Source organism: Dyadobacter psychrophilus (genome assembly GCF_900167945.1).
In the GTDB taxonomy this organism is placed as follows: domain Bacteria; phylum Bacteroidota; class Bacteroidia; order Cytophagales; family Spirosomataceae; genus Dyadobacter; species Dyadobacter psychrophilus.
Genome location: NZ_FUZA01000009.1, coordinates 1 through 21,163, shown reverse-complemented (window position 1 = coordinate 21,163; position 21,163 = coordinate 1). Strand labels below are relative to the sequence as shown.

The window sequence follows — 21,163 nt, the reverse complement described above, 5'->3', positions numbered from 1 at the left end:
ATTCCAAAACAAAGACGAATCTACTCATATAATTTCAGGACGTGAATTTGTTTTGATACTTTTAACGCTGACGCCATACACGCAGCTGCATGAAAACATTAGCATTGATAATCCTGGGACTGGCCTTTTCAATCGTTACCAATGCCCAAATGACGAATGTACAGCCAATGGATGGTTTGGACTGCTCCAATCTGTTTTTCAAAGCTTTACTGGAAGAAGATGCGACAGCATTAGAGGGCCTCATTTCAGACGATTTTAGCGTGGTAGGATTGCAAGGACAGCCCATAGAGGGCCGTGCATTACTACAAGCCGTTTCACAAGGTTTTATCGTCGTCGATTCGGGAATGCTTTCCGCAGCGCGTACGCGCACATATGGAGATGTGGTTCTTGTAAATGGTTTGTGGAACGTACGGGCGCGCATTGAGAACAACGGCTTCCAGGGTGAGCTTTCCTATATGTTTGTCTGCGTGAAGTCGGGAGGCAAGTGGAAAGTGGCTGCCGCGCAGTTTACACCGGTGCAATAAAGTCAGCGCATAAAAAAAGAGAACCGGCTGGTTCTCTTTCTCCTGCATATCAAATCTATAAATACTATACGTTCATCAACGATTCACGGCGGCGCATTTTACCGGCTGGAATTCCGAACATCATTTTGAAGCGACGGCAGAAATAGGCTGTGTCTTTGTAACCCACGTCCGAACCGATGGCGCGGATGCTTTTCTTGGATGTGCGAAGCAAATCAACGGCTTTTTCCATACGCTGATACTCGATATAATCCTGTGGGTTGATACCCGTAAGCATTTTGAAATATTGTCCAACGTAATCTTCGGATACGTTCGCAACATTCGCCAAAACCTTATTGGAAAGATCTCCGCCCAAGTTATCCTTAATGTAAGCGAAAATATCGATCAAACGGGGATCTTTGAAATAAGTGCTGTTTGTTACAAGTTGCTCAACAAACAATTTATTTTTCAGGATGTAACGTATGATCTCGATAACAACCTCTTCCGTCTTAATCTTAATAATACGGCCTTTTCCAGGTGTATCCAGCATATCTTCTGTCAGGATCTGATTGATCGTGATTGCGATCTGGTCATCTCTCTTGATCAGGAACGGCGGAACGTCCAGAGAAGTGAAAAAGTTAACTGTATCAAAAACTTTGGCTTCAAAAGAGATCAAACCAAATGAATTCGGCAATTTTCCGATCAATGCCGGATCATGGCCTGCTTCAATATAATTATCACGGTTGGTCATGAACTCCTCATTCGATACGGTCTTGGCAGTTTGTCCATTACCATATGTCACAGTTGCATGCTTCCCACCAGGAATGAACAGCATATCACCTTCTTCAACTTTCTGAGATTCTTCTGAACCAAAAGAAACTTCACCGTCGTATAAAATCGTCAGCGAATTCTGAACGTCGTAAAAGTTTTTGATGGTAATTGGTTGCAAAATTCTGATGTGACGAGCTTTCACAAACTTTACCCCCAGCGACTCAATAATCTTATTATAGTCTTCCATACTTGATATATTTAAGGGTCCTTTTGACCGTTGTTTCAAATTTTGTACAAATCTAATAAATTGTACAAAACTAATACAAGTATATATTGACAAAAAAATGAAAAAAAGTGATATTTCTGTATCATTTAAATCCAAGATTTAGAATAAATCGGCTAGGATGCCAGAAATCAGATTATTTTAGTAACTCCCTGGCAATTACAAGTTTTTGTATTTCAGAGGTACCCTCATAAATCTGAGTGATTTTTGCGTCGCGCATCAGGCGCTCTACATGATATTCTTTTACATAGCCATAACCGCCATGAATCTGAACGGCCTCTGTTGTCACCCACATGGCCGTTTCAGACGCGTATAGTTTTGCCATCGCCGATGCCTGAATGTAATCCTTCCCCTCGTCTTTGAGCCGGGCTGCTTTGTAAACAAGTAAGCGTGCGGCTTCCACTTTTGTTGCCATTTCAGACAATTTAAACTGAATGGCCTGGTGCTCGCTGATGGGTTTGCCAAAAGTTTGCCTTTCTTTTGAATATTTCAGGGAAATTTCAAATGCGCCAGCCGCAATGCCAAGCGCCTGCGCTGCTATACCAATCCGGCCACCATTCAATGTGCTCATCGCAAATTTGAAGCCAAAACCTTCTTCACCAATCCGGTTTTCCCTGGGAACCTTCACATCCGTAAACATAAGCGTATGCGTGTCAGAAGCGCGAATGCCCATTTTATCTTCTTTTTTACCCACCACAAAACCGTCCAATCCCTTTTCGACAATGAAGACATTGATCCCCTTATGCTTCAACTCAGGATTTGTTTGCGCCATTACCAGGCAAACATTGGATGTTTCTCCGCTTGTAATCCAGTTTTTGGTCCCGTTTAGTAAATAATAGTCCCCCTTATCCTCCGCCGTTGTATGTTGTGAAGTTGCATCTGATCCCGCTTCCGGCTCGGATAAGCAAAACGCTCCTATCATTTCTCCCGATGCAAGCTTTGTCAGATACTTCTGTTTTTGTTCCTCCGTTCCGAAACATTCAAGTCCCCAGCAAACCAGGGAATTGTTCACAGACATGATCACACCGGCTGATGCATCAATTTTCGAAATTTCTTCCATTGCGATCACATACGAAAGCGTGTCCATGCCTCCGCCGCCGTATTCCGGGGAAACCATCATGCCCAGAAAGCCAAGTTCACCCATTTGACGCAGGAGCTCCTTGTCAAATTTCTGTTCGTTATCTCTTTCGAGAACGCCTGGTAATAAATGATTTTGAGCAAAATCACTGGCGGCTTCCTGTACAGCAAGGTGCTCTTCGCTGAGATTAAAATCCATTCCGAATAATTGCGCACGATGTGGCATGATATGATTGTTTAAAAAGTTGTCTTAAGTTTGCGCTCAAATTTGCTGCAAAAAATGCCCGTTCTTACTGTTTTTTATACAAAACTCCTTATCAATCTTTTGCTGACGTTTGGGATAATCTGGACGATCAGTAAATCCGGACTCTTCGCTAAATGGCAGAAAGAGAACGAAAAACTGGTTTTAGGGCTTGCTTTTGTTTTGCTTAGACTTATTCCCTGGATAGGCATTTTTCTGATCGTTAATGAGGATCCAAGAGGAGATATTCCATTCTTTTTTTATAAGGCAGAAGCGGCGAAGCGTGGCGGCTTTGTGTATCGCGACTTTTGGTCCTACCATGCGCCGCTATATGCTTATATCATTAGTCTTCCGGTGTGGATCTGGCACAATTCCCGTGCCATCGTCTTATTTATGGTTTTGATGGAGAGCTTTATTCTCTGGCTTACTTACAGCACATATAAAACCCGGATAACCAACGCATTGCAACTTGCCGTCATTTATTACATGCTTCCTGCGGGATTTATGTACATTCTGGTAGACGGACAAGAAGAAGTCTGGTTTTGGGGCGCTGCACTGATCATTTGGCGCTTTACGCTTAAAAAACCTGTTAATTATGAAGTGGGGATCGGGCTGCTGTATGCGCTGGCGCTTCTCACCATTAAGGTAACCTTTATTTTCCTATTACCTGCGCTTCTCGTCGTTGTTAAGAAACCAGTCAAAATGCTTTTGGTCATGGCTGCGGTTGGATTGCCTGCGGTTGGCTTCCTTTATTGGCAAATAGGCGATCTGTTCTTAATGCCCATTCAGCACACCGAGCAACTGATGACACCTAATTTATTCTCGATCACCAGGCCGTTCGTCGAGCTTTTTTTTACGGTTAATGAAAAGAAGTCAACATTAATAAACTGGATCGGATTGTTATTCACGGTTTTTGTGCCTGCATTTATGGCTTACAAAGCGCGGCATAAGCACATTAATGAAGTGCTCCCGGGCATTTTCATTGCTTGTTTTGTGTGTATGATGATCTTCCAGGCGAGTGCTATGGGTGCTTATCTGATTGCCTATTTAATGGCTGTTCTTTTCGAAATTATTGATGTGCGCAAAACATTTCATGTCATTATCTTATTAGCGGTAAACTGGCTTACAGTCGTGCAGCCATTTGTTTGGGTTTATATCAAACAACCCGCTTATACTTCACTGGGAATGTTCAGTAACCTTTCCTACTTGTTCGAATATTGCCTGCAAATCCTCAATGTGCTTTGCTTTTTCTGGATCTTGCGAGAAACTTACCGCAAAGTGGTTTCTGAAAAACTGACAACTGCATGAGCATAGTCCTGGCAAAACTGGGCATCAGCCTGATTTGTATCTTACTTGCTGGAATTGTTCTTTTCAAAAAGGAGACATTAACGACCTGGCTTGAAAATAAGCCTGTTAATGCGTTGTTGGCCATAGGCTGGGCATTATTTCGGCTCGCTCCTTTTGTTCTGATTTACTTACTAGCCGGTTTAGAACCTACATCTGACGTTAACGGTTTTTGGGATGAAGGCAGCAAGGCTTCGCTGGGACAGGTTGTCTACCGCGATTTCTGGTCGCCCTATTCTCCGCTTTACCCATATTTTTTAGGCGCATTTTTGAAGCTCTGGTATAATCCCAAAATGATCGTCCTCACCATGGCGATCATGGATGGCGTTGCATTATGGCTGTCTTATCATTTCTTTCGCCCATTTCAATCCCGGGGAATATTCCTTTTCAAGGCACTGCTGTATTTTCTTTTGCCGGGCGGATTGGTTCTCTGCATTGTTGGTGCGCAGGAAGACGTTTGGATGTGGCTTTTTGTGATCCTGGCCTATCTCGTGCGCGAGCGGACATTGCGTGTTGAATGGTATGCCTTGATTTTGGCGCTGGGATTGCTGATGACCAAAGCCATTTTCATTTTGATTCTTGTGCCTTTATTCCTACTCGAAAAACATAAATTAAGGTTGGTGATTCCAATGGTTATTGTGGGCATTATTTCGCTTGCGGTCCTTTATCCATTGGTCGGCTGGGAATTCACACAACCGCTTGATGAGGCTAAAACTTTGCGGGCGCCAAACATTCCGTCCATCATTAATCCCTGGTTTTTCAACCACATAGGCGTGGGTGAAAAGTTCTGGAACTGGATTGGACTGGTAATCTCTGTGGGACTGGCTTGCTTGGCAGCATTAAGGCTTCAAAAAGCCGATTACAGGGTCATGTTGTCCCGTGTATGGATTGTCCTTTACGCCACCATGATGATCGTGCAGCAAAGCGCATACAGCAATTATATTTTCCTGTTCCTGATCCCTCTTGTGTTTTATGTAATTGACTGGAAAAACAATGTTCAGGTCACATTGCTGTTGATATTTAATGTGTTGTGCGTAATTCATCCTTCCTACTGGTGGCGACTTGGAATGCCTTGTTATATGACGCCGTTTGATACATTTGCTTCGCTCGAATTGTTTGTGGATTATGCCATGCAAGTTTCAATTGTGATATTGACAGGCTACTTCATTTGGCTGGCGTTTCCGAAAAAGGATGCAACATTGTATTCCAAATCATAAAATTCGATCGAAATCATAAAAAAATGCCCTCGTTCGTAGCGAGGGCATTTTGTATTTTAAGAGACCTGTATCCCTTATTCTATTGTATCAAATCCACAATAAGGAACCAGCACTGCTGGCACTTTAACGGTTCCATCCGCTTGCTGATTGTTTTCCAGCAATGCTGCCACAATGCGAGGCAAAGCAAGCGCTGAGCCGTTCAATGTATGCAGCAACTGCGTTTTCTTATCCGCTGTTTTGTATCTCAATTTCAATCTATTCGCTTGGTAAGTTTCAAAATTCGAAACCGAGCTGCATTCCAGCCAGCGCTCTTGCCCTGCTGACCAGACTTCGAAATCGTAAGTCAGGGCCGATGTAAAGCCCATATCACCTCCGCAAAGGCGTAGAATGCGGTAAGGAAGTTCCAGTTTTCCAAGCAGGCTTTTCACGTGTTCGACCATTTCATCCAAAGCCTTGTAAGAGTCCTCGGCCTTGTTGATCTGCACAATTTCCACTTTATCAAACTGGTGCAACCTGTTCAGCCCGCGCACGTGTGCACCCCAGCTGCCTGCCTCGCGTCTGAAACATGGTGTATAGGCCACATTCTTTACGGGCAATTCGCTTTCAGCAACAATGACATCCCGATACAAATTGGTAACCGGGACTTCCGCAGTTGGAATCAAATAAAGGTCGTCCTGCGCGTCGTGATACATTTGGCCTTCTTTGTCTGGCAACTGCCCCGTAGCAAACCCGGAATCAGCATTGACGACGATCGGAGGCTGCACCTCAGTATAACCCGCTTTTCCCGCTTCGTCCAGGAAAAACGCGATCATGGCCCTTTGAAGCCTGGCTGCTTTTCCTTTATAAACTGGAAATCCAGCACCGGAAATCTTATTACCCAATTTGAAATCAATGATAGGTGCCTGGTTTTTACCAAGCCTTTCAATCAATTCCCAATGAGGCAAAGCGCCTTTTGGCAAAACGGGTTTTTCTCCGGATTCCAGCACATTTACATTATCCTCTGCCGTCCTTCCTTCCGGAACGCTTTCATGCGGCAAATTAGGTAGCTTAACGAGCTCTTGAAGAAGTTTGGCTTCAATGTCCTTGTGTGCCTCATCAAGTGATTTAGAACGCTCTTTTAACACGGCCGTTTCCGCTTTGGCCGCCTCAGCTTCTGCTGTCGCTCCGGCTTTCATTAATCCACCAATTTCCCTGGCTTTCGCATTAGATTCGGCTAAGGTTTCGTCCAGGTCTTGTTGTAACTGTCTGCGCTTCTTGTCAAGCTCAATAATCTGATCTACAACTTCCGCTGCATCCTTGAAATGCTTCTTTGTCAATCCGGCGATTGTAAAATCTCTGTTCTCGCGGATAAAATTCGTTTGTAACATATTATGGAGCTGTAAAAATGTCTTTCATTGCATCTTCGTAATAAAACAGGCGCTCATTCAGCACATTCAATGCCTCAGCCTTATATTTTGAATGAATGAGCAGCGATAAGTTATGTTCTGATGCACCATACGAAATCATTCGTATAGGGATATTTTTCATCGCATCAAGGACTTTTAATGCAATTCCTTCTTTATCAGCACTGAAATTCCCCACGATGCAAATGATGTTCTGATCACGGTCATGCTCTTCCAAATCAGCAAATTCACGCAACTCGGCACTGATCTGTTCCAAGTTCTCGGAGTTGTCAATCGTCACAGAAACCGAGACCTCGGAAGTTGTGATCATATCGACCGGTGTTTTATATTTTTCAAAAATTTCAAACACCCTACGAAGGAAGCCGTAAGCATTCAGCATACGGGTTGAATGTATGTAAATCGCGGTAATGTTGTCCTTTGCGGCGATCGCTTTGATATCGCGGTCCGAAGTCTGGTTCGCGATCAATGTGCCCGGAGCTTCGGGTTGCATTGTGTTTTTTAATCTTACAGGCACGCCACGAAGTTTGGCTGGCGTGATCGTGCTCGGGTGCAAAATTTTGGCACCGAAATACGCAAGTTCTGCTGCCTCTTCAAATGTCAGCTCACGAATCGGAAAAGTTCTTTTTACAATACGCGGGTCGTTGTTATGCATTCCGTCAATGTCTGTCCATATCTGGATTTCATCCGCACGAATAGCACCACCGATTAGCGAAGCTGTATAATCTGATCCACCTCTTTTTAAGTTGTCAACCTCTTCGCGTGGATTTCTGCAAATGAAACCCTGCGTAATGATCGTTTGCTTGTCTGTATATTGGTTCAAAATCGTAACCAACTTGTCTTCAATCGTTGCAAGCTCGGGCTCTCCGTCTGCATCAATCCGCATGAAATCGAGTGCGGGAAGCAACACAGAGCTTTCGCCTTTCTCTTCCAGATATGCCTGAAACATTTTGGTGCTTAGGATTTCTCCCTCGGCAACCAATTCCTTCTCCTGCTTAATCGTAAAAGGCTTAATACCAATCAGCGATTTGATAAAGCCAAATTCGGTGTCAACAATGTTCTTACCCTCCTCAAATCCTTCTGTGGTAGCATATAACTCCTTAATAAAGAGCATATAATGTGCTTTCAAATCTTCTGTAAGCGAATTCGCCTTTGCATCATCGTAAGCTTTTGCAGCTTCGCCGATAGCAATGAGCGCGTTAGTTGAGCCAGATAGCGCGGACAAAACAACGATTTTGCGATTAGGATCGCCGTTAAGAAGTTCGCGGATTGAATGCATGCGTTCCGGTTTTCCCACCGAAGTCCCGCCAAATTTCCAGACTTGCATATTGAATGAGTGAATGAATGAATTTTGAATGAGTGAGTCAATGTTAAAATGATGATCCGGTTTGGGCTACGGCGATTTGGTGCCATAGACCCAGCATTTTAATGGCGGTCATCGCGGCTTCGTCACCTTTGTTTCCGTGAACGCCACCTGCTCGGTCCAGTGCTTGTTCCATCGTGTTGGGCGTAAGCACACCGAAGATTACGGGTTTGCCCGTTTTTAAACTTACATTGGTAACACCTTGTGCCACAGCGTGATTTATATAATCATTATGCTTGGTTTCACCTTGAATTACCACGCCTAATGCGATTACTGCATCAATGTCGCGTCGTTCGGCAAACCATTGTGCGCCTAATGTCAGCTCAAAACTGCCTGGTACATTTCCTCTTTCAATGTTCTCAGGGTCAGCGCCATAGGTTAGTAATGTTTGGTAAGCTCCTTCGAAAAGTTTTTCTGTGACTTCACTATTCCATTCGGCTACCAGGATCCCAAACTTTTTTGAACTGATGTCCGGCAAACCTTCCGTATTGAAAACACTTAAATTTTTATCAGCACTTGACATAATTGATCAGAGGATTATTGGATACAAATGATTGATTAGGCAATAAAAAAGGATAAAACCTTTGTCGGCTTTATCCTTTTCAGAAACAGTAATGGTTAACCATTATTTGCCGACCTGTCCCTCTAAAACACCCATGTATTTCTTCGCGTTTACCACTTCCGAGGAAAGAGGAAACTCGTCGATAACACGTTTATATGTGGAAACTGCGTCAGCAGGTTGGTTTGCTTTTTCTTGTGCGATAGCTAATTTCATTAAGTAAACTGGCGTGAAGTACTCGTTTTTCTCATAATCCGCAGCCTTTTTGTAAAAAGAAATTGCCTCAGCAGGTTGGTTTTTTTCGAGATATGCGTCGCCGATCAAAGATTGTGCCCGTGCGTGGATCAAAAGATCGGACGAATTGAATGATTGCAGATGGCTGATCGCATCATCATATTTTCCCTGCTTCAATAATGCAACGCCGGCGTAAAAGTTTGCCAGATTGCTAGCGTCTGTACCTTTATATGAATCCGCAATGGATAACAGTCCTTCGTTACCGCCGCTTCCGTTTAATGCTTTCTGTAATGAATCAGCTTCAAAATCGTAAACGACACTTGCAAGTGCATCCTGGGCGGTTCCCTCTTGCCCGTCAATGTAAAAGCGATATCCGGCAAAAGCGGCTACTGCTAGAATAATTGCGCCTCCTATACCCAATACTATCTTGCGATTCTTAATAAAAAAAACCTCCGCTTTATTGATCTGGCCAGCTAATGCTTCCGGAGTTTCAATAATTTCAAGCCCGGATTCGTCCGTGTTTTTCTTGCTCATATCAATTAATTCGATTTTGGAGTGCAAAGTTATGAAAAGTAAACGAAATTTTATTGCTAAAAAATACCGGAATAAACAAAAAAAACAGCGCACCGGATAACCGATGCGCTGCCGCTATTTGCAAAACTTAATATCAGATATATAAAGGATATTGCTTCATCCAGTTGTTGATCTCAGCTTTAACCCCTGCGATCTTTGCGTCCTGATCATGGTTAACAAGCACAGTATCAATGAAATCCACAATACGTTCCATATCAGATTCCACCATTCCGCGAGTAGTAACAGCAGCGGTTCCAACACGGATCCCCGAAGTGATCATGGGCGATTTGTCATCAAAAGGCACCATGTTCTTATTGATCGTAATGTCTGCCTTAATTAATGTATTTTCTGCCAATTTACCAGTTAAGCCTGGATTCTGACCATTTTTTGTACGAAGGTCGATGAGCATCAAATGGTTATCCGTTCCTCCCGAAATAATGCCATAACCTTTATCTACAAATGCTTTGGCCATTGCCTGCGCATTCTTTTTCACCTGAACTGCATAATTATAGTAACCTTCGCTCAATGCTTCACCAAATGCAATCGCTTTGGCAGCAATAATGTGCTCCAATGGCCCACCCTGTGTTCCAGGGAACACACCTGAATCCAGAAGAGACGACATTGTACGCAGCTGACCTTTTTGTGTTTTAATGCCAAACGGATTTTCAAAATCGTTACGCATCATGATCACACCACCGCGAGGCCCGCGAAGGGTTTTATGCGTTGTAGTCGTTACAATATGGCAATGATCGAACGGATCATTCAGCAACCCTTTGGCAATAAGGCCTGCGGGATGCGCAATGTCAGCCATTAACAATGCGCCAACTTGGTCAGCGATTGCGCGCAGACGCTCGTAATCCCAGTCACGGCTGTAAGCCGAAGCACCACAGATCAAAAGTTTCGGACGCTCTCTGACAGCCGTTTCCTCAACCTTATCCCAATCTATCAATCCTGTTTCTGCTTCTACTCCGTAAAATATAGGCTGAAAATATTTTCCTGAAATGTTAACCGGCGAACCGTGTGTCAAGTGACCACCATGCGCCAGATTGAAACCCATAATTTTATCGCCAGGATTTAGGCAAGCCAAGAATACAGCAGTATTGGCCTGTGCACCAGAATGTGGTTGAACGTTTGCCCAGGTTGCTCCGAAAAGCTCTTTCAAACGGTCGATTGCAATTTGTTCTATTTCATCTACAACTTCACAGCCGCCATAGTAACGCTTACCTGGCAATCCTTCTGCATATTTATTTGTCAACACGCTTCCAGCCGCCTCCATAACCTGTCTGGACGTGAAATTTTCGGACGCGATCAGTTCAATGCCAGACTCCTGACGGTGTTTTTCTCTATTAATCAGATCAAAAATGGTGGTATCACGTTCAACGCTTGTGAGAGTAGACATGGATAGTATAGGGAAAATGGTGTGATGTTTTGTAGATTGAGATACAAAAATACAATCAATTATTTTGGAATGAAAAAATCGAGCGCACTTTCTCCTAATTGGTTGAGAAGGGGTAAGGCGAAATCGGCTAAGTGGCCCAAATTCGTTTAATACGAGTATATTTTTGATGAAAGTTATTTTTAAATTTTTTTAATAATATTCGTTTTGAGTTGTATTTTTGTCGATGTTATCCTACCCCTGAACTATTCATAAACTCTTATAAAACAATTCAAGCAGCAATATGAGCCAGCAAACGGTGAATCCACAAACAATTTTGATGCAAGCTTCCAACAACGGGAAAGGTACGCCCGGAACGATTGGCCAGCCAATCACTTACGAAAAAATACCAACTCAAATTTTCGCCGATTCCAAGGAAGCTTCCAATGCGGTTGCAAGGGAAATCGCCGATTTGATCCGCCAAAAGCAGAAAGAGGGTAAGAAATGTGTGTTGGGCTTAGCGACTGGATCTTCACCAAAAACGGTTTATGCGATTCTTGTGCGCATGCATAAGGAGGAAGCTTTGAGTTTCAAAAATGTAATTTCATTCAACCTGGATGAGTATTACCAAATGGAGCCGGATTCGATTTACAGCTATCACCGGTTTATGAAAGAGCAGTTGTTCGACCATGTGGATATTGCTAAGGAGAATTATTTCCTCCCTGACGGCACCGTTCCTCCTGCATTACTGCGCGACTACTGCACATCCTACGAAAATAAAATAAACGCAGTGGGCGGCCTGGATTTCCAGCTTTTGGGGATTGGGGGAAATGGTCACATTGGTTTTAACGAACCAGGATCGCTGATCAACTCCCGTACAAGGCTCATCACACTCGATCATTCTACGCGTGTTGCGGCCGGGATGGAGTTTGGCGGACTACATAATGTGCCTCGTAAAGCCATAACATTAGGTGTTGCGCCTATCTTGAACGCGCGCCGCATTGTGCTCCTGGCTTGGGGAGAAAGAAAAGCTTCGGTTATCCGCGGTGCTGTGGAAGGGCCGGTTACTGAACTGAACCCTGCTTCTTATTTACAGGCGCATCCGGACGTTTCGTTCGTTGTGGATGAAAGTGCTGCTTCTGAGCTTACCCGAATTAAGACGCCTTGGGCGGTTGATTCGGTAGTTTGGGATAATAAAATGATCAAAAAAGCGATCAGCCATTTGTCGAGCTCGCTGAACAAGCCTATCCTTAAACTGACAGATAAGGATTACAATGACAATGGTATGAGCGACTTGCTGGCGCAATATGGTTCCGGCTATGAGATCAACATCAATGTATTTAATCAATTACAACATACGATTACAGGATGGCCGGGAGGAAAACCGAATGCAGATGATACGCACCGTCCTGAAAGGGCACAGCCTTCCAAAAAACGCGTATTGATTTTCAGCCCGCACCCAGATGATGACATTATCTCCATGGGTGGAACATTCCAGCGATTGGTGGATCAGGGACATGAAGTGCATGTGGCTTACCAGACTTCCGGTAACATTGCCGTTGCTGATGACGAAGCATTGCGTTTTATCGACTTCGTTGTTGACTTCAACAAAGGTTTTGGCATCGACAGCCCTGAGGCAAACCAGTTGTTCCTGGATGCGAAAGAGTTTTTGAAACATACCAAAGACAGTGAAATTGATACGCCTGAAATCAGGAAAGTAAAAGGATTGCTGCGTCAGGGTGAGGCGAAGGCAACTTGCCGGTTTGTGGGCATTCCTACCAGCCAGGCGCACTTCCTGAACATGCCTTTTTACGAAACCGGAACCGTTCAAAAAAAGCCGATCGGGGAAGAAGATATTAAAATCGTTGAAAATCTGATTGAAGAAATAAAACCACATCAGATTTACGCGGCTGGTGATTTTGCAGATCCGCACGGAACGCATAAGGTGTGCTGGGATGCCATTGAAGCAGCATTACAGCGTTCGAAACACAAAAACTTCATGAAGGACTGCTGGGTATGGTTATACCGCGGTGCATGGGCTGAGTGGGATATTTACGAAATTGAGATGGCAGTGCCGATGAGCCCGGATCAGGTTTTGAAAAAACGTCAGGGGATTTTCAAACACCAGTCTCAAAAGGACGGCGTTGTGTTCCAGGGAGAAGATTCGAGGGAATTCTGGCAGCGGGCTGAGGAGCGCAACCGCGCAACGGCCCACTTGTATGACGAGCTTGGATTAGCTGAATACGAAGCGATGGAAGCTTTTGTAAGATGGAAATTCTAAGGTTTTAGTAATAAAAGTAAAAGCCCGATGTGCGAACACCGGGCTTTTACTTTTATATCGCTTTTGTAGTTATAGTTCCATATCCATCCACATCCTCTGAGCCATTTTCTCAACCATTTTAACAACGCCTTCAATAGCGCCAAAGATTATGCAGAGCGGCAAAATTATTGGCAAAAATATGAGCCATTGCAATGCCATCGTAAAATTAAATCGTTTTGAAATTGGCGTTTTCATATCAGGTTCAGGTTATTAACATAGGAGTTTAATATCCCAAGTTAGCGTTTTTATTTAATCTCAACAAAGTAATTCACAAAAAACGTTCTCATAATGTAGAAAATTTTTATATATAATGTAATTATTCTATTGAGATTTTAAGTAAAAGCAAACGCCGACAGGTTGCTACCCGCCAAAATTGACCCCGCTCTAAAAAAATTTTTGTTTATTTGTTATAGTTAAATAAATCAAAAATCCGACATGCCGTCTTCCGACATCATACAATTATTACCAGATTCCATAGCCAATCAAATTGCCGCCGGCGAGGTTGTTCAGCGACCCGCATCAGTGGTAAAAGAGCTTATGGAAAATGCCATTGATGCGAAGGCGAACCATGTTCAGGTTATTTTGAAAGAGGCGGGCAGAACACTCATTCAGATTATCGATGACGGTTCGGGAATGTCTGAAACGGATGCCCGGATGAGTTTTGAAAGGCATGCTACTTCAAAGATCCGCCAGTCAGAGGATCTTTTCAGGATCCGTACAATGGGTTTCCGCGGAGAAGCACTTGCTTCTATTGCCGCTATTGCGCAGGTTGAGCTCAGGACGCGCCAGGAATTTGACGAACTCGGCACCATGATCCGGATAGATGGTTCAGAAATCAAAGCGCAAGAAGCTGTTGCGTGTTTGAAAGGGACAAACCTTTCGGTTAAGAACCTGTTTTTTAATGTTCCTGCCCGGAGAAATTTTTTGAAATCCAATTCTGTTGAAATGCGTCACGTTCTGGATGAGTTTCAAAGGGTCGCACTGGCGCATCCTCAGGTTGCTTTCACATTGCACCATAATGATACCGAAGTTTTCAACCTGCAATCGGGCAAGCTGGTTAAGAGAATTGTTGACATTTACGGCAAGAGTTACCGGGAGCAACTGGCTTTCTGTCAGGAAGATACATCTTATATTAGTGTGCGTGGATACATTGGAAAGCCCGAGTTTGCGAGAAAGACCCGCGGCGAGCAGTTTTTCTTTGTCAATGATCGCTATATCAAGCACAGTTATATGCATCATGCAGTGATCAGCGCATTTGACGGCACTATACCAGAAGGAAGTCACCCGTTTTATGTGCTTTTTATTGAGATTGACCCTTCCCACATTGATATAAACATTCATCCGACCAAGACAGAAATCAAGTTTGATGACGAAAGGTCGGTTTATGCTATTGTAATGGCAGCCGTGAAAAAGGCGGTCGGTGTTTATAACCTTTCGCAGTCCATCGATTTTGACGATAATATCAACTTCTTAAATCCCACAGTGTCGGATCAGAACCATAACCTGATCCCAAGAACTGTAATGCCGGACTGGGCTGCGCAATCCAAAAAAAGCGAAGGAGGACAGTCGAGATCAAACCTTACCAATTGGAATAAACTTTTCGAAGGCTTACAAAATACGGAAGACCGGAACCGGGAACTGGCCGCTTTCGAGACCAACGCGACCACTGTTTCCAGGCCTTCGTTTCAGGAGCAGCCGAAAACCATTGCCAGTAAAGTCAACAGGATGGCATTGGAAGTAATTTCTGCCCCGGAAAGCGACGCGGTCCTTTTTCAGCTCCATAACCGATACATTCTCTCCCAAGTGAAAGACGGCATTATGCTGATCGATCAGAAGGCGGCTTATGAAAGGATACTTTACGAGCGATATCGGAAAATGCTTACGAACAGGAACGGCGCATGCCAGCAACTCCTTTTTCCAAAAACAATCAGGCTGACGCACTCGGATATGCAGCTTGTGAATGAAACCAAAAAGGAAATAAGGAGTCTTGGATTTGAGTTCGATGAGTTTGGATCAAATGAACTGATCATTCGCGGAATTCCGGCCGATCTGCCCGAAGAAAGCGAACAGGACCTTTTTGAAGAGCTAATTGAGCAACTAAAACAAAGTTATTCCGACCTTAAACTAAATAAACCTGAGAGTCTTTCCCGCTCGCTTGCGAGGCGTTTTTCTGTCCGTTATGCGGTAAAGCTTTCTTTTGTAGAAATTCACACATTAATTGATCAGCTTTTCGCTTCCACGGACCCAAACAGGACGCCCAGCGGCGAGGCGATCATTGTTTTGCTTACGATGGATAAACTTACCAGTATATTTAAAGCTTAAACACAGAATATGTTATCCATAACCCCTACCGTCAAGAACTTACTAATTCTTAATATTCTCTTTTTTGTAGTTGATTCCTACATTTTTAATCTCACCAATGTCTTTGCGCTTCGTTCGGTATTTTCACCTGCTTTCTACCCGTTCCAGTTTGTAACGTACATGTTCCTGCATGGCAGTTTTGGACATTTGTTCAGCAATATGTTTGGTTTATTTATGTTTGGGCCATTGCTTGAACGGGGCTGGGGGCCGAAAAAATTTCTGTTTTTTTACTTTTTTACCGGCATAGGAGCAGGGATTCTTTTCTCGGGAATTGATTATTTTGAAAACAGTCAAGTTAGGCAGGCTGTTGAAATATTTACTCAAAATCCGACACCCGACGGACTCGTTGATTTCATGAGTAAACATGCGGAAAGAATTTACGAAGCGAACCTTGATTTTTTAAACAAGTTTGAAGGCAATCCGACAAATTCTGGCTACATTCAACAAAGTGTAGAATTTGTAAATTCTTATTATCAAAGTTTGATCAATACGCCACTGGTAGGTGCTTCCGGAGCAATTTTCGGCATCCTAATGGCGTTTGGTTTATTGTTTCCGAATACTGAGCTTTTTCTCCTTTTTGTTCCGTTTCCGATTAAGGCTAAATATTTTGTTGCTTTTTACGGTTTATACGAATTATATGCAGGATTTCAGAACGCTCAGTCAGATAATGTGGCGCATTTCGCGCACATTGGAGGAATGCTATTTGCATATATATTGTTGCGTTACTGGAACACGCAAAAAACAAATTTCTATTGAGAGATGAGCAATATTGTTGATGACGTAAAAAGGGAGTTTGCCAAATCAGAGAATGCACTTGTAAAGATAATCCTTGTTAATACCGCAGTTTTCTTGACGTTACTGCTATTGAAGATTATTCTGACGCTTTCTCAATCTTCAAACGTATACTACGCGGTGATTAACACCTTGCAGCTTCCTGCTGCAACCAATGAGTTTTTGTACAAACCCTGGACACTTATCTCTTACTTTTTCACGCATGATGATATTTTCCATATTCTTTTCAATATGCTGTTTCTGTATTGGTTTGGAAAGCTAATTGATGAATATCTGGGTGCAAAGCGCGTTATAGCGCTCTATATGCTTGGCGGAATTGCCGGCGGATTGATTTACATCGTTCTTTACAATGCGTTGCCTTATTTTCAAGCTCATGTAGAAGGTTCCAGAATGCTTGGTGCGTCGGCAGCAGCGTTTTCTGTTGCGGTAGGAGCTTCTACTTTACTCCCTAACTACACATTCAATCTGATTTTTCTAGGTCCGATCAGGATCAAATTTATCGCTCTTTTCTATATAATCCTTTCCCTTGCTCAGACTGTCGGTCCTAATGCCGGAGGTAATCTGGCGCACTTGGGAGGCGCATTTATTGGGTATGTATTTATCAAATTGTTGCAAAGTGGGACAGACCTGGGTAAGCCGATTTATGCCGTCATGAACGGCTGGTCGAGATTATTCCGCAAACGCCCTTCCATGCAGGTTACTTACCGCGAGAGACAGGTTTACAGAAGCACAAGCGTGTATTCGTCTACATCGTCGTCGGGAACGATCGAAATGCCAGATCAAACAGAAATCGATTCTATACTGGACAAAATTTCTAAATCTGGTTACGAGAGTTTGACGAGAGAAGAAAAGCAAAAGCTGTTCAAGGCAAGTCAGCAAAAATAAAGTCGGAGTTAATGTCCTTATTTGCTTAATTTTGTCTGCTTAATTACCGCAATTTTTTGATTTCAAAAGCCTGAATATGCTTATAAAACCTGGGAAATTATTAGCTAAAATTGACTCTCCTGAGGACTTACGAAAGTTAGACAGTTCCCAGCTTCCACAAGTTTGTAACGAATTACGTCAGTTTATCATTGATAATGTTTCCGTCTATGGCGGCCATTTCGGTGCAAGCCTGGGCGTAGTCGAATTAAGCGTTGCGCTTCATTACGTTTTTAACACGCCCGATGATCAGCTGGTTTGGGATGTAGGCCACCAGGCTTATGGCCATAAAATTCTGACGGGCAGAAGAGATAGCTTTCATTCCAATCGTACTTACGGAGGACTTTCGGGATTTCCAAGACGCAGCGAAAGCATTTATGATGCTTTTGGTGTAGGCCATTCATCTACATCCATTTCTTCCGCATTGGGAATGGCTGTGGCATCGGCATTGGAGAAAAATTTTGAAAGACAACATATCGCGATTATTGGAGACGGCGCTATGACTGCTGGGATGGCATTCGAAGGAATGAACCACGCCGGAGCAACCGATTCTAATTTGCTTATCATTTTGAATGATAATTGCATGGCAATCGATCCTAATGTAGGCGCGCTTAAAGAGTATTTGACTGATATTACGACTTCACAGACATATAATAAGTTCAGGGACGAGGTTTGGAATCTGCTTGGCAAAATGAGCAATTTCGGCAAAAGCGCTCAGGAAATCGTTTCAAAAGTGGAAACGGTTATGAAAACCGCTATCCTTCGTCAAAGCAATCTTTTTGAATCATTAGGTTTAAGATATTTCGGACCTATTGATGGCAATGACATTAGCCATCTTACAGAGGTTTTAAAGGATTTGAAAAGCATTCCGGGACCTAAGCTGTTACATTGTCTCACTGTGAAAGGAAAAGGTTACGGTCCCGCTGAAAAAGACCAGACTAAATGGCATTCGCCAGGAGTGTTTGATAAAATCACGGGTGAGATTAAGATCAAAGTTTATGATCAACCACAGGCACCAAAATATCAGGATGTATTTGGTAACACTATTGTCGAGCTTGCAAAACAGAATCCCAAAATCGTTGGGGTAACACCTGCAATGCCTTCCGGTTCATCGTTGAACATTATGATGGATCTAATCCCCGAAAGAGCTTTTGATGTGGGCATTGCTGAACAGCATGCGGTAACATTCTCGGCTGGCATGGCAACCAGGGGCGAAGTTGTTTATTGCAATATTTATTCAACGTTCATGCAAAGGGCATATGATCAGGTGATCCATGACGTCTGTATTCAGGAGCTTCCCGTCATTTTTTGTTTAGACAGGGCGGGACTGGTTGGCGCGGATGGACCTACGCATCATGGCTTATATGACATTGCATTTATGCGTTGCATTCCTAATATGGTGGTTGCGTCGCCAATGAATGAGCAGGAGCTAAGAAACCTGATGTACACCGCTCAACTTGAATCTTTTCAATCGGGAAAACAAGCATTCACAATCCGTTATCCAAGAGGAGCCGGAGTAATGCCAAATTGGAATACTCCTTTCGAGGAAATTGTAATTGGTAAAGGAAGAAAGTTAAAAGACGGTGAGGATATCGCAATTCTTTCATTTGGCCCATTGGGAAATTACGCTTTAAAAGCCTGCGAACAATTGGAGCTTCAAAGCGTTTCAGCTTCATTGTATGACATGCGCTTTGCAAAACCATTAGACGAGGCATTATTGCACGAAGTATTTAATAACCATAGCAAAGTCCTAACCATCGAAGATGGTTGCTTACAGGGCGGATTTGGCAGTGCTGTGATTGAATTTATGGCTGACAATGGTTATTCTTCCATAGTCAAAAGACTTGGGGTGCCTGACAGCATTATCGAACATGGTGAGCCAAATGAGCTTTATCGCGAATGTGGAGTTGATACGGTAGGCATAATCAAGACAGTTGAAGAACTTTTGGACACCAGATCCGCTGCCAAGATTGTCGTTCTTAATTGAATAAGATTATATTTGAATGGTAATACGAAGAAGGTGCGGTATAGCACCTTTTTCGTTATTTGTGCGGTGCACAATGAATGTTAGGCATCTTTACCATCAATCATATACAATACAACTTCTGTGCGCAAAGGTACAGGCAATATTTTCCAGCCTTCTTGATAATGTATTTCAATGCCTGCATCGGTATAACCAATTTGATAGCCTTTCTCGAATAATTCCAATAATGGTAAGCCAGGATCTGAGCTTACATCTATTGATTTGTTATCAATAGCAATTGCAAAATTCAATACTACTTTCAGCAAGTCAACAGTGGCCCGCTCTAATCTTATCCCATTCTTTCGAATTTTCAATAGCTCTGAATGCAGAGTATAGCTATCTAAAATCGAATCGCTTAAAGCGACTGCGGCACTTAATTGTTTTAGGATTACCTGGTCATTTGGCGGAAATCTAAGTCTTTCAGGCGGCCACCATTCCAGTATCCGAGAATAATATTCCCTCAACAAGGAATCACAAGATTCATCCCACGCAGCTGCCGATCCCCATTTGATCCGCGATATCTGGAAAAGTCTTAAATCGAATAAAGAAATAATTTCAGCCATTTGTTTTAGAGATCTTTGATCGGCAAAATATGATAAATAATTACCGGAATTTAATTAATTAAGCAAACGGATTCTATACTATCGATATCTAACTATTGGTTATCTAACAAGACTCGCATAGCAAAACAGCATTAAAAGCGGAATCTTATTTACATGTGGTTATCCTTTGCTCATGTATAATTACAATAGGCTATTGTACTTGTTCTAACATATGAGTCGCTTAATGCGTAAGCTTACGTTTAAAGCTGACTTTTTCTTTCTTATGAGCGGCGTTGACCTTCTCTGCCTGCTACTCCGTGCTATCCAGGCGCAGCAGAGAAGGAGTGATCTAATTTTTGTGTCCCGCGCATTCATGCAACCCTAAACAAAAAAAGCCTCACATTTCTGCAAGGCTTTTGTAATAGTATTGTGGCGACTAGACTGCGCGGCCCGCCTACGCGGCCCGGTGTCATCGGCGGTTCTGGCCGGGCTTGCGTTCAAGCTGGGCGCCCCCGGCTTGGGCAGCCCGGCTTAGGTAGCCCCGCTTACGCAGCCCGGCTTAACTTCTCTGTTCCGGGACGCGTAGTCGGGATGGGAAGAGGTGAAGACCAGGCACAAAAAAAGCCTTACATTTCTGTAAGGCTTTTGGTTTAATGGTATTGTGGCGACTACCTACTTTACCAGGTTTGATCCAAGTATCATCGGCGGTTCTGGGCTTAACTTCTCTGTTCGGGATGGGAAGAGGTGAACACCAGGCCAATAGTCACCAACAAGGTCTTTGAGTTAATCAATTTTGAATGACTGAATTTCGAATGACTGAATGTTTTATTCACTCATTCACTCATTGTTACATTCAACATTGATAATCAATGTCATATTGGAAGTAGAAGAGATCAAGATTGATAAGATTTTAATGTGCAAGCTCTTGGGTAATTAGTACTGCTCAGCTGAATGTATTTCTACACGTACACCTGCAGCCTATCAACGTCGTAGTCTACAACGACCCTTATGTGGAAGATTCATCTTCGGGCTAGTTTCGCACTTAGATGCTTTCAGCGCTTATCTATTCCCCACATAGCTACCCGGCCATGCCACTGGCGTGACAACCGGTTCACCAGCGGTGGGTCCACCTCGGTCCTCTCGTACTAAAGGCAGCCCCCGTCAATCTTCCTACGCCCACCACAGATAGGGACCGAACTGTCTCACGACGTTCTGAACCCAGCTCGCGTGCCACTTTAATCGGCGAACAGCCGAACCCTTGGGACCT

Annotated in this window: 18 protein-coding genes and 2 rRNA genes; 9 read left to right on the top strand and 11 right to left on the bottom strand. The window is 43.4% G+C overall.

All coding sequences use genetic code 11. The features are described from left to right. Nucleotides 1–89: 89 nt before the first annotated feature. On the top strand, nucleotides 90–524 hold the full coding sequence (locus B5X68_RS24710) for a nuclear transport factor 2 family protein (protein WP_082217454.1): 435 nt from the start codon (nucleotides 90–92) through the stop codon (nucleotides 522–524). Between the two features lie 64 nt (nucleotides 525–588). Here B5X68_RS24710 and B5X68_RS24705 read toward each other — a convergent pair whose 3' ends face one another. Continuing rightward, nucleotides 589–1,518 carry a helix-turn-helix domain-containing protein gene (locus B5X68_RS24705; protein WP_082217453.1) on the bottom strand — a complete coding sequence of 310 codons (930 nt, stop codon included), beginning with the start codon at nucleotides 1,516–1,518 and terminating at the stop codon, nucleotides 589–591. Nucleotides 1,519–1,690: 172 nt separating this feature from the next. Next, nucleotides 1,691–2,830 carry an acyl-CoA dehydrogenase gene (locus B5X68_RS24700; RefSeq protein ID WP_082217577.1) on the bottom strand — a complete coding sequence of 380 codons (1,140 nt, stop codon included), beginning with the start codon at nucleotides 2,828–2,830 and terminating at the stop codon, nucleotides 1,691–1,693. An 81-nt stretch (nucleotides 2,831–2,911) separates the two neighbouring features. On the opposite strand from B5X68_RS24700, the gene B5X68_RS24695 reads away from it, so the two are divergent. Beyond that, nucleotides 2,912–4,180 carry a hypothetical protein gene (locus tag B5X68_RS24695; protein ID WP_082217452.1) on the top strand — a complete coding sequence of 423 codons (1,269 nt, stop codon included), beginning with the start codon at nucleotides 2,912–2,914 and terminating at the stop codon, nucleotides 4,178–4,180. Beyond that, nucleotides 4,177–5,433 carry a hypothetical protein gene (locus tag B5X68_RS24690; RefSeq protein WP_082217451.1) on the top strand — a complete coding sequence of 419 codons (1,257 nt, stop codon included), beginning with the start codon at nucleotides 4,177–4,179 and terminating at the stop codon, nucleotides 5,431–5,433. The genes B5X68_RS24695 and B5X68_RS24690 overlap by 4 nt, the downstream gene beginning before the upstream one ends. 74 nt (nucleotides 5,434–5,507) lie before the next feature. Here the strand turns inward: B5X68_RS24690 and serS are convergent, their stop codons facing one another. The 5 genes from serS to glyA form a co-directional block, all read right to left on the bottom strand. Further along, nucleotides 5,508–6,800 carry a serine--tRNA ligase gene (gene serS / locus B5X68_RS24685; protein ID WP_082217450.1) on the bottom strand — a complete coding sequence of 431 codons (1,293 nt, stop codon included), beginning with the start codon at nucleotides 6,798–6,800 and terminating at the stop codon, nucleotides 5,508–5,510. Between the two features lies 1 nt (nucleotide 6,801). After that, a complete protein-coding gene (locus tag B5X68_RS24680) occupies nucleotides 6,802–8,160 on the bottom strand; it encodes an aspartate kinase (protein ID WP_082217449.1) in 1,359 nt (452 codons plus the stop codon). Between the two features lie 43 nt (nucleotides 8,161–8,203). Then, a complete protein-coding gene (gene ribH / locus B5X68_RS24675) occupies nucleotides 8,204–8,719 on the bottom strand; it encodes a 6,7-dimethyl-8-ribityllumazine synthase (protein WP_082217448.1) in 516 nt (171 codons plus the stop codon). Nucleotides 8,720–8,821: 102 nt separating this feature from the next. Further along, nucleotides 8,822–9,523, bottom strand: coding sequence for a tetratricopeptide repeat protein (locus B5X68_RS24670; protein ID WP_082217447.1), 702 nt, complete (start codon nucleotides 9,521–9,523; stop codon nucleotides 8,822–8,824). A gap of 133 nt (nucleotides 9,524–9,656) precedes the next feature. Beyond that, entirely contained in the window at nucleotides 9,657–10,961 is a 1,305-nt protein-coding gene (glyA, locus tag B5X68_RS24665) for a serine hydroxymethyltransferase (RefSeq protein WP_082217446.1), read from the bottom strand. Nucleotides 10,962–11,277: 316 nt separating this feature from the next. On the opposite strand from glyA, the gene nagB reads away from it, so the two are divergent. Further along, entirely contained in the window at nucleotides 11,278–13,218 is a 1,941-nt protein-coding gene (nagB, locus tag B5X68_RS24660; protein ID WP_141110413.1) for a glucosamine-6-phosphate deaminase, read from the top strand. Nucleotides 13,219–13,287: 69 nt separating this feature from the next. On the opposite strand, the gene B5X68_RS29010 is transcribed toward nagB, so the two are convergent. Further along, entirely contained in the window at nucleotides 13,288–13,452 is a 165-nt protein-coding gene (locus B5X68_RS29010; protein WP_169720018.1) for a hypothetical protein, read from the bottom strand. Nucleotides 13,453–13,692: 240 nt separating this feature from the next. Here B5X68_RS29010 and mutL point away from each other — a divergent pair, with 240 nt between their 5' ends. From mutL to dxs, 4 genes are all read left to right on the top strand, one after another. After that, a complete protein-coding gene (mutL, locus tag B5X68_RS24655; protein WP_082217444.1) occupies nucleotides 13,693–15,579 on the top strand; it encodes a DNA mismatch repair endonuclease MutL in 1,887 nt (628 codons plus the stop codon). Between the two features lie 9 nt (nucleotides 15,580–15,588). Then, nucleotides 15,589–16,374, top strand: coding sequence for a rhomboid family intramembrane serine protease (locus B5X68_RS24650; RefSeq protein WP_082217443.1), 786 nt, complete (start codon nucleotides 15,589–15,591; stop codon nucleotides 16,372–16,374). A 3-nt stretch (nucleotides 16,375–16,377) separates the two neighbouring features. Beyond that, nucleotides 16,378–17,295 carry a rhomboid family intramembrane serine protease gene (locus B5X68_RS24645; protein WP_082217442.1) on the top strand — a complete coding sequence of 306 codons (918 nt, stop codon included), beginning with the start codon at nucleotides 16,378–16,380 and terminating at the stop codon, nucleotides 17,293–17,295. Nucleotides 17,296–17,371: 76 nt separating this feature from the next. Then, complete coding sequence (gene dxs / locus B5X68_RS24640; protein ID WP_082217441.1) at nucleotides 17,372–19,318, top strand: 1-deoxy-D-xylulose-5-phosphate synthase; 1,947 nt, start codon at nucleotides 17,372–17,374, stop codon at nucleotides 19,316–19,318. A gap of 80 nt (nucleotides 19,319–19,398) precedes the next feature. On the opposite strand, the gene B5X68_RS24635 is transcribed toward dxs, so the two are convergent. Beyond that, the gene (locus tag B5X68_RS24635; protein WP_082217440.1) at nucleotides 19,399–19,917 is read right to left on the bottom strand and encodes a hypothetical protein; all 519 of its coding nucleotides are present in this window, start codon (nucleotides 19,915–19,917) and stop codon (nucleotides 19,399–19,401) included. 408 nt (nucleotides 19,918–20,325) lie between these two features. Here B5X68_RS24635 and B5X68_RS28700 point away from each other — a divergent pair, with 408 nt between their 5' ends. After that, on the top strand, nucleotides 20,326–20,550 hold the full coding sequence (locus tag B5X68_RS28700; RefSeq protein ID WP_141110374.1) for a hypothetical protein: 225 nt from the start codon (nucleotides 20,326–20,328) through the stop codon (nucleotides 20,548–20,550). A gap of 5 nt (nucleotides 20,551–20,555) precedes the next feature. Here B5X68_RS28700 and rrf read toward each other — a convergent pair. Next, nucleotides 20,556–20,667: ribosomal RNA gene (rrf, locus tag B5X68_RS24630) — 5S ribosomal RNA — on the bottom strand. A gap of 141 nt (nucleotides 20,668–20,808) precedes the next feature. After that, nucleotides 20,809–21,163: ribosomal RNA gene (locus B5X68_RS24625) — 23S ribosomal RNA — on the bottom strand; the annotation flags it as partial.

Coding starts and splice junctions, on each gene's coding strand:
- B5X68_RS24645 (WP_082217442.1), top strand. CDS start 16,378: ATGAGCAATATTGTTGATGACGTAAAAAGGGAGTTTGCCAAATCAGAG.
- B5X68_RS24705 (WP_082217453.1), bottom strand. CDS start 1,518: ATGGAAGACTATAATAAGATTATTGAGTCGCTGGGGGTAAAGTTTGTG.
- serS (WP_082217450.1), bottom strand. CDS start 6,800: ATGTTACAAACGAATTTTATCCGCGAGAACAGAGATTTTACAATCGCC.
- glyA (WP_082217446.1), bottom strand. CDS start 10,961: ATGTCTACTCTCACAAGCGTTGAACGTGATACCACCATTTTTGATCTG.
- B5X68_RS24690 (WP_082217451.1), top strand. CDS start 4,177: ATGAGCATAGTCCTGGCAAAACTGGGCATCAGCCTGATTTGTATCTTA.
- ribH (WP_082217448.1), bottom strand. CDS start 8,719: ATGTCAAGTGCTGATAAAAATTTAAGTGTTTTCAATACGGAAGGTTTG.
- B5X68_RS24710 (WP_082217454.1), top strand. CDS start 90: ATGAAAACATTAGCATTGATAATCCTGGGACTGGCCTTTTCAATCGTT.
- B5X68_RS24650 (WP_082217443.1), top strand. CDS start 15,589: ATGTTATCCATAACCCCTACCGTCAAGAACTTACTAATTCTTAATATT.
- nagB (WP_141110413.1), top strand. CDS start 11,278: ATGCAAGCTTCCAACAACGGGAAAGGTACGCCCGGAACGATTGGCCAG.
- B5X68_RS24670 (WP_082217447.1), bottom strand. CDS start 9,523: ATGAGCAAGAAAAACACGGACGAATCCGGGCTTGAAATTATTGAAACT.
- B5X68_RS24680 (WP_082217449.1), bottom strand. CDS start 8,160: ATGCAAGTCTGGAAATTTGGCGGGACTTCGGTGGGAAAACCGGAACGC.
- mutL (WP_082217444.1), top strand. CDS start 13,693: ATGCCGTCTTCCGACATCATACAATTATTACCAGATTCCATAGCCAAT.
- dxs (WP_082217441.1), top strand. CDS start 17,372: ATGCTTATAAAACCTGGGAAATTATTAGCTAAAATTGACTCTCCTGAG.
- B5X68_RS24700 (WP_082217577.1), bottom strand. CDS start 2,830: ATGGATTTTAATCTCAGCGAAGAGCACCTTGCTGTACAGGAAGCCGCC.
- B5X68_RS24635 (WP_082217440.1), bottom strand. CDS start 19,917: ATGGCTGAAATTATTTCTTTATTCGATTTAAGACTTTTCCAGATATCG.
- B5X68_RS24695 (WP_082217452.1), top strand. CDS start 2,912: ATGCCCGTTCTTACTGTTTTTTATACAAAACTCCTTATCAATCTTTTG.
- B5X68_RS29010 (WP_169720018.1), bottom strand. CDS start 13,452: ATGAAAACGCCAATTTCAAAACGATTTAATTTTACGATGGCATTGCAA.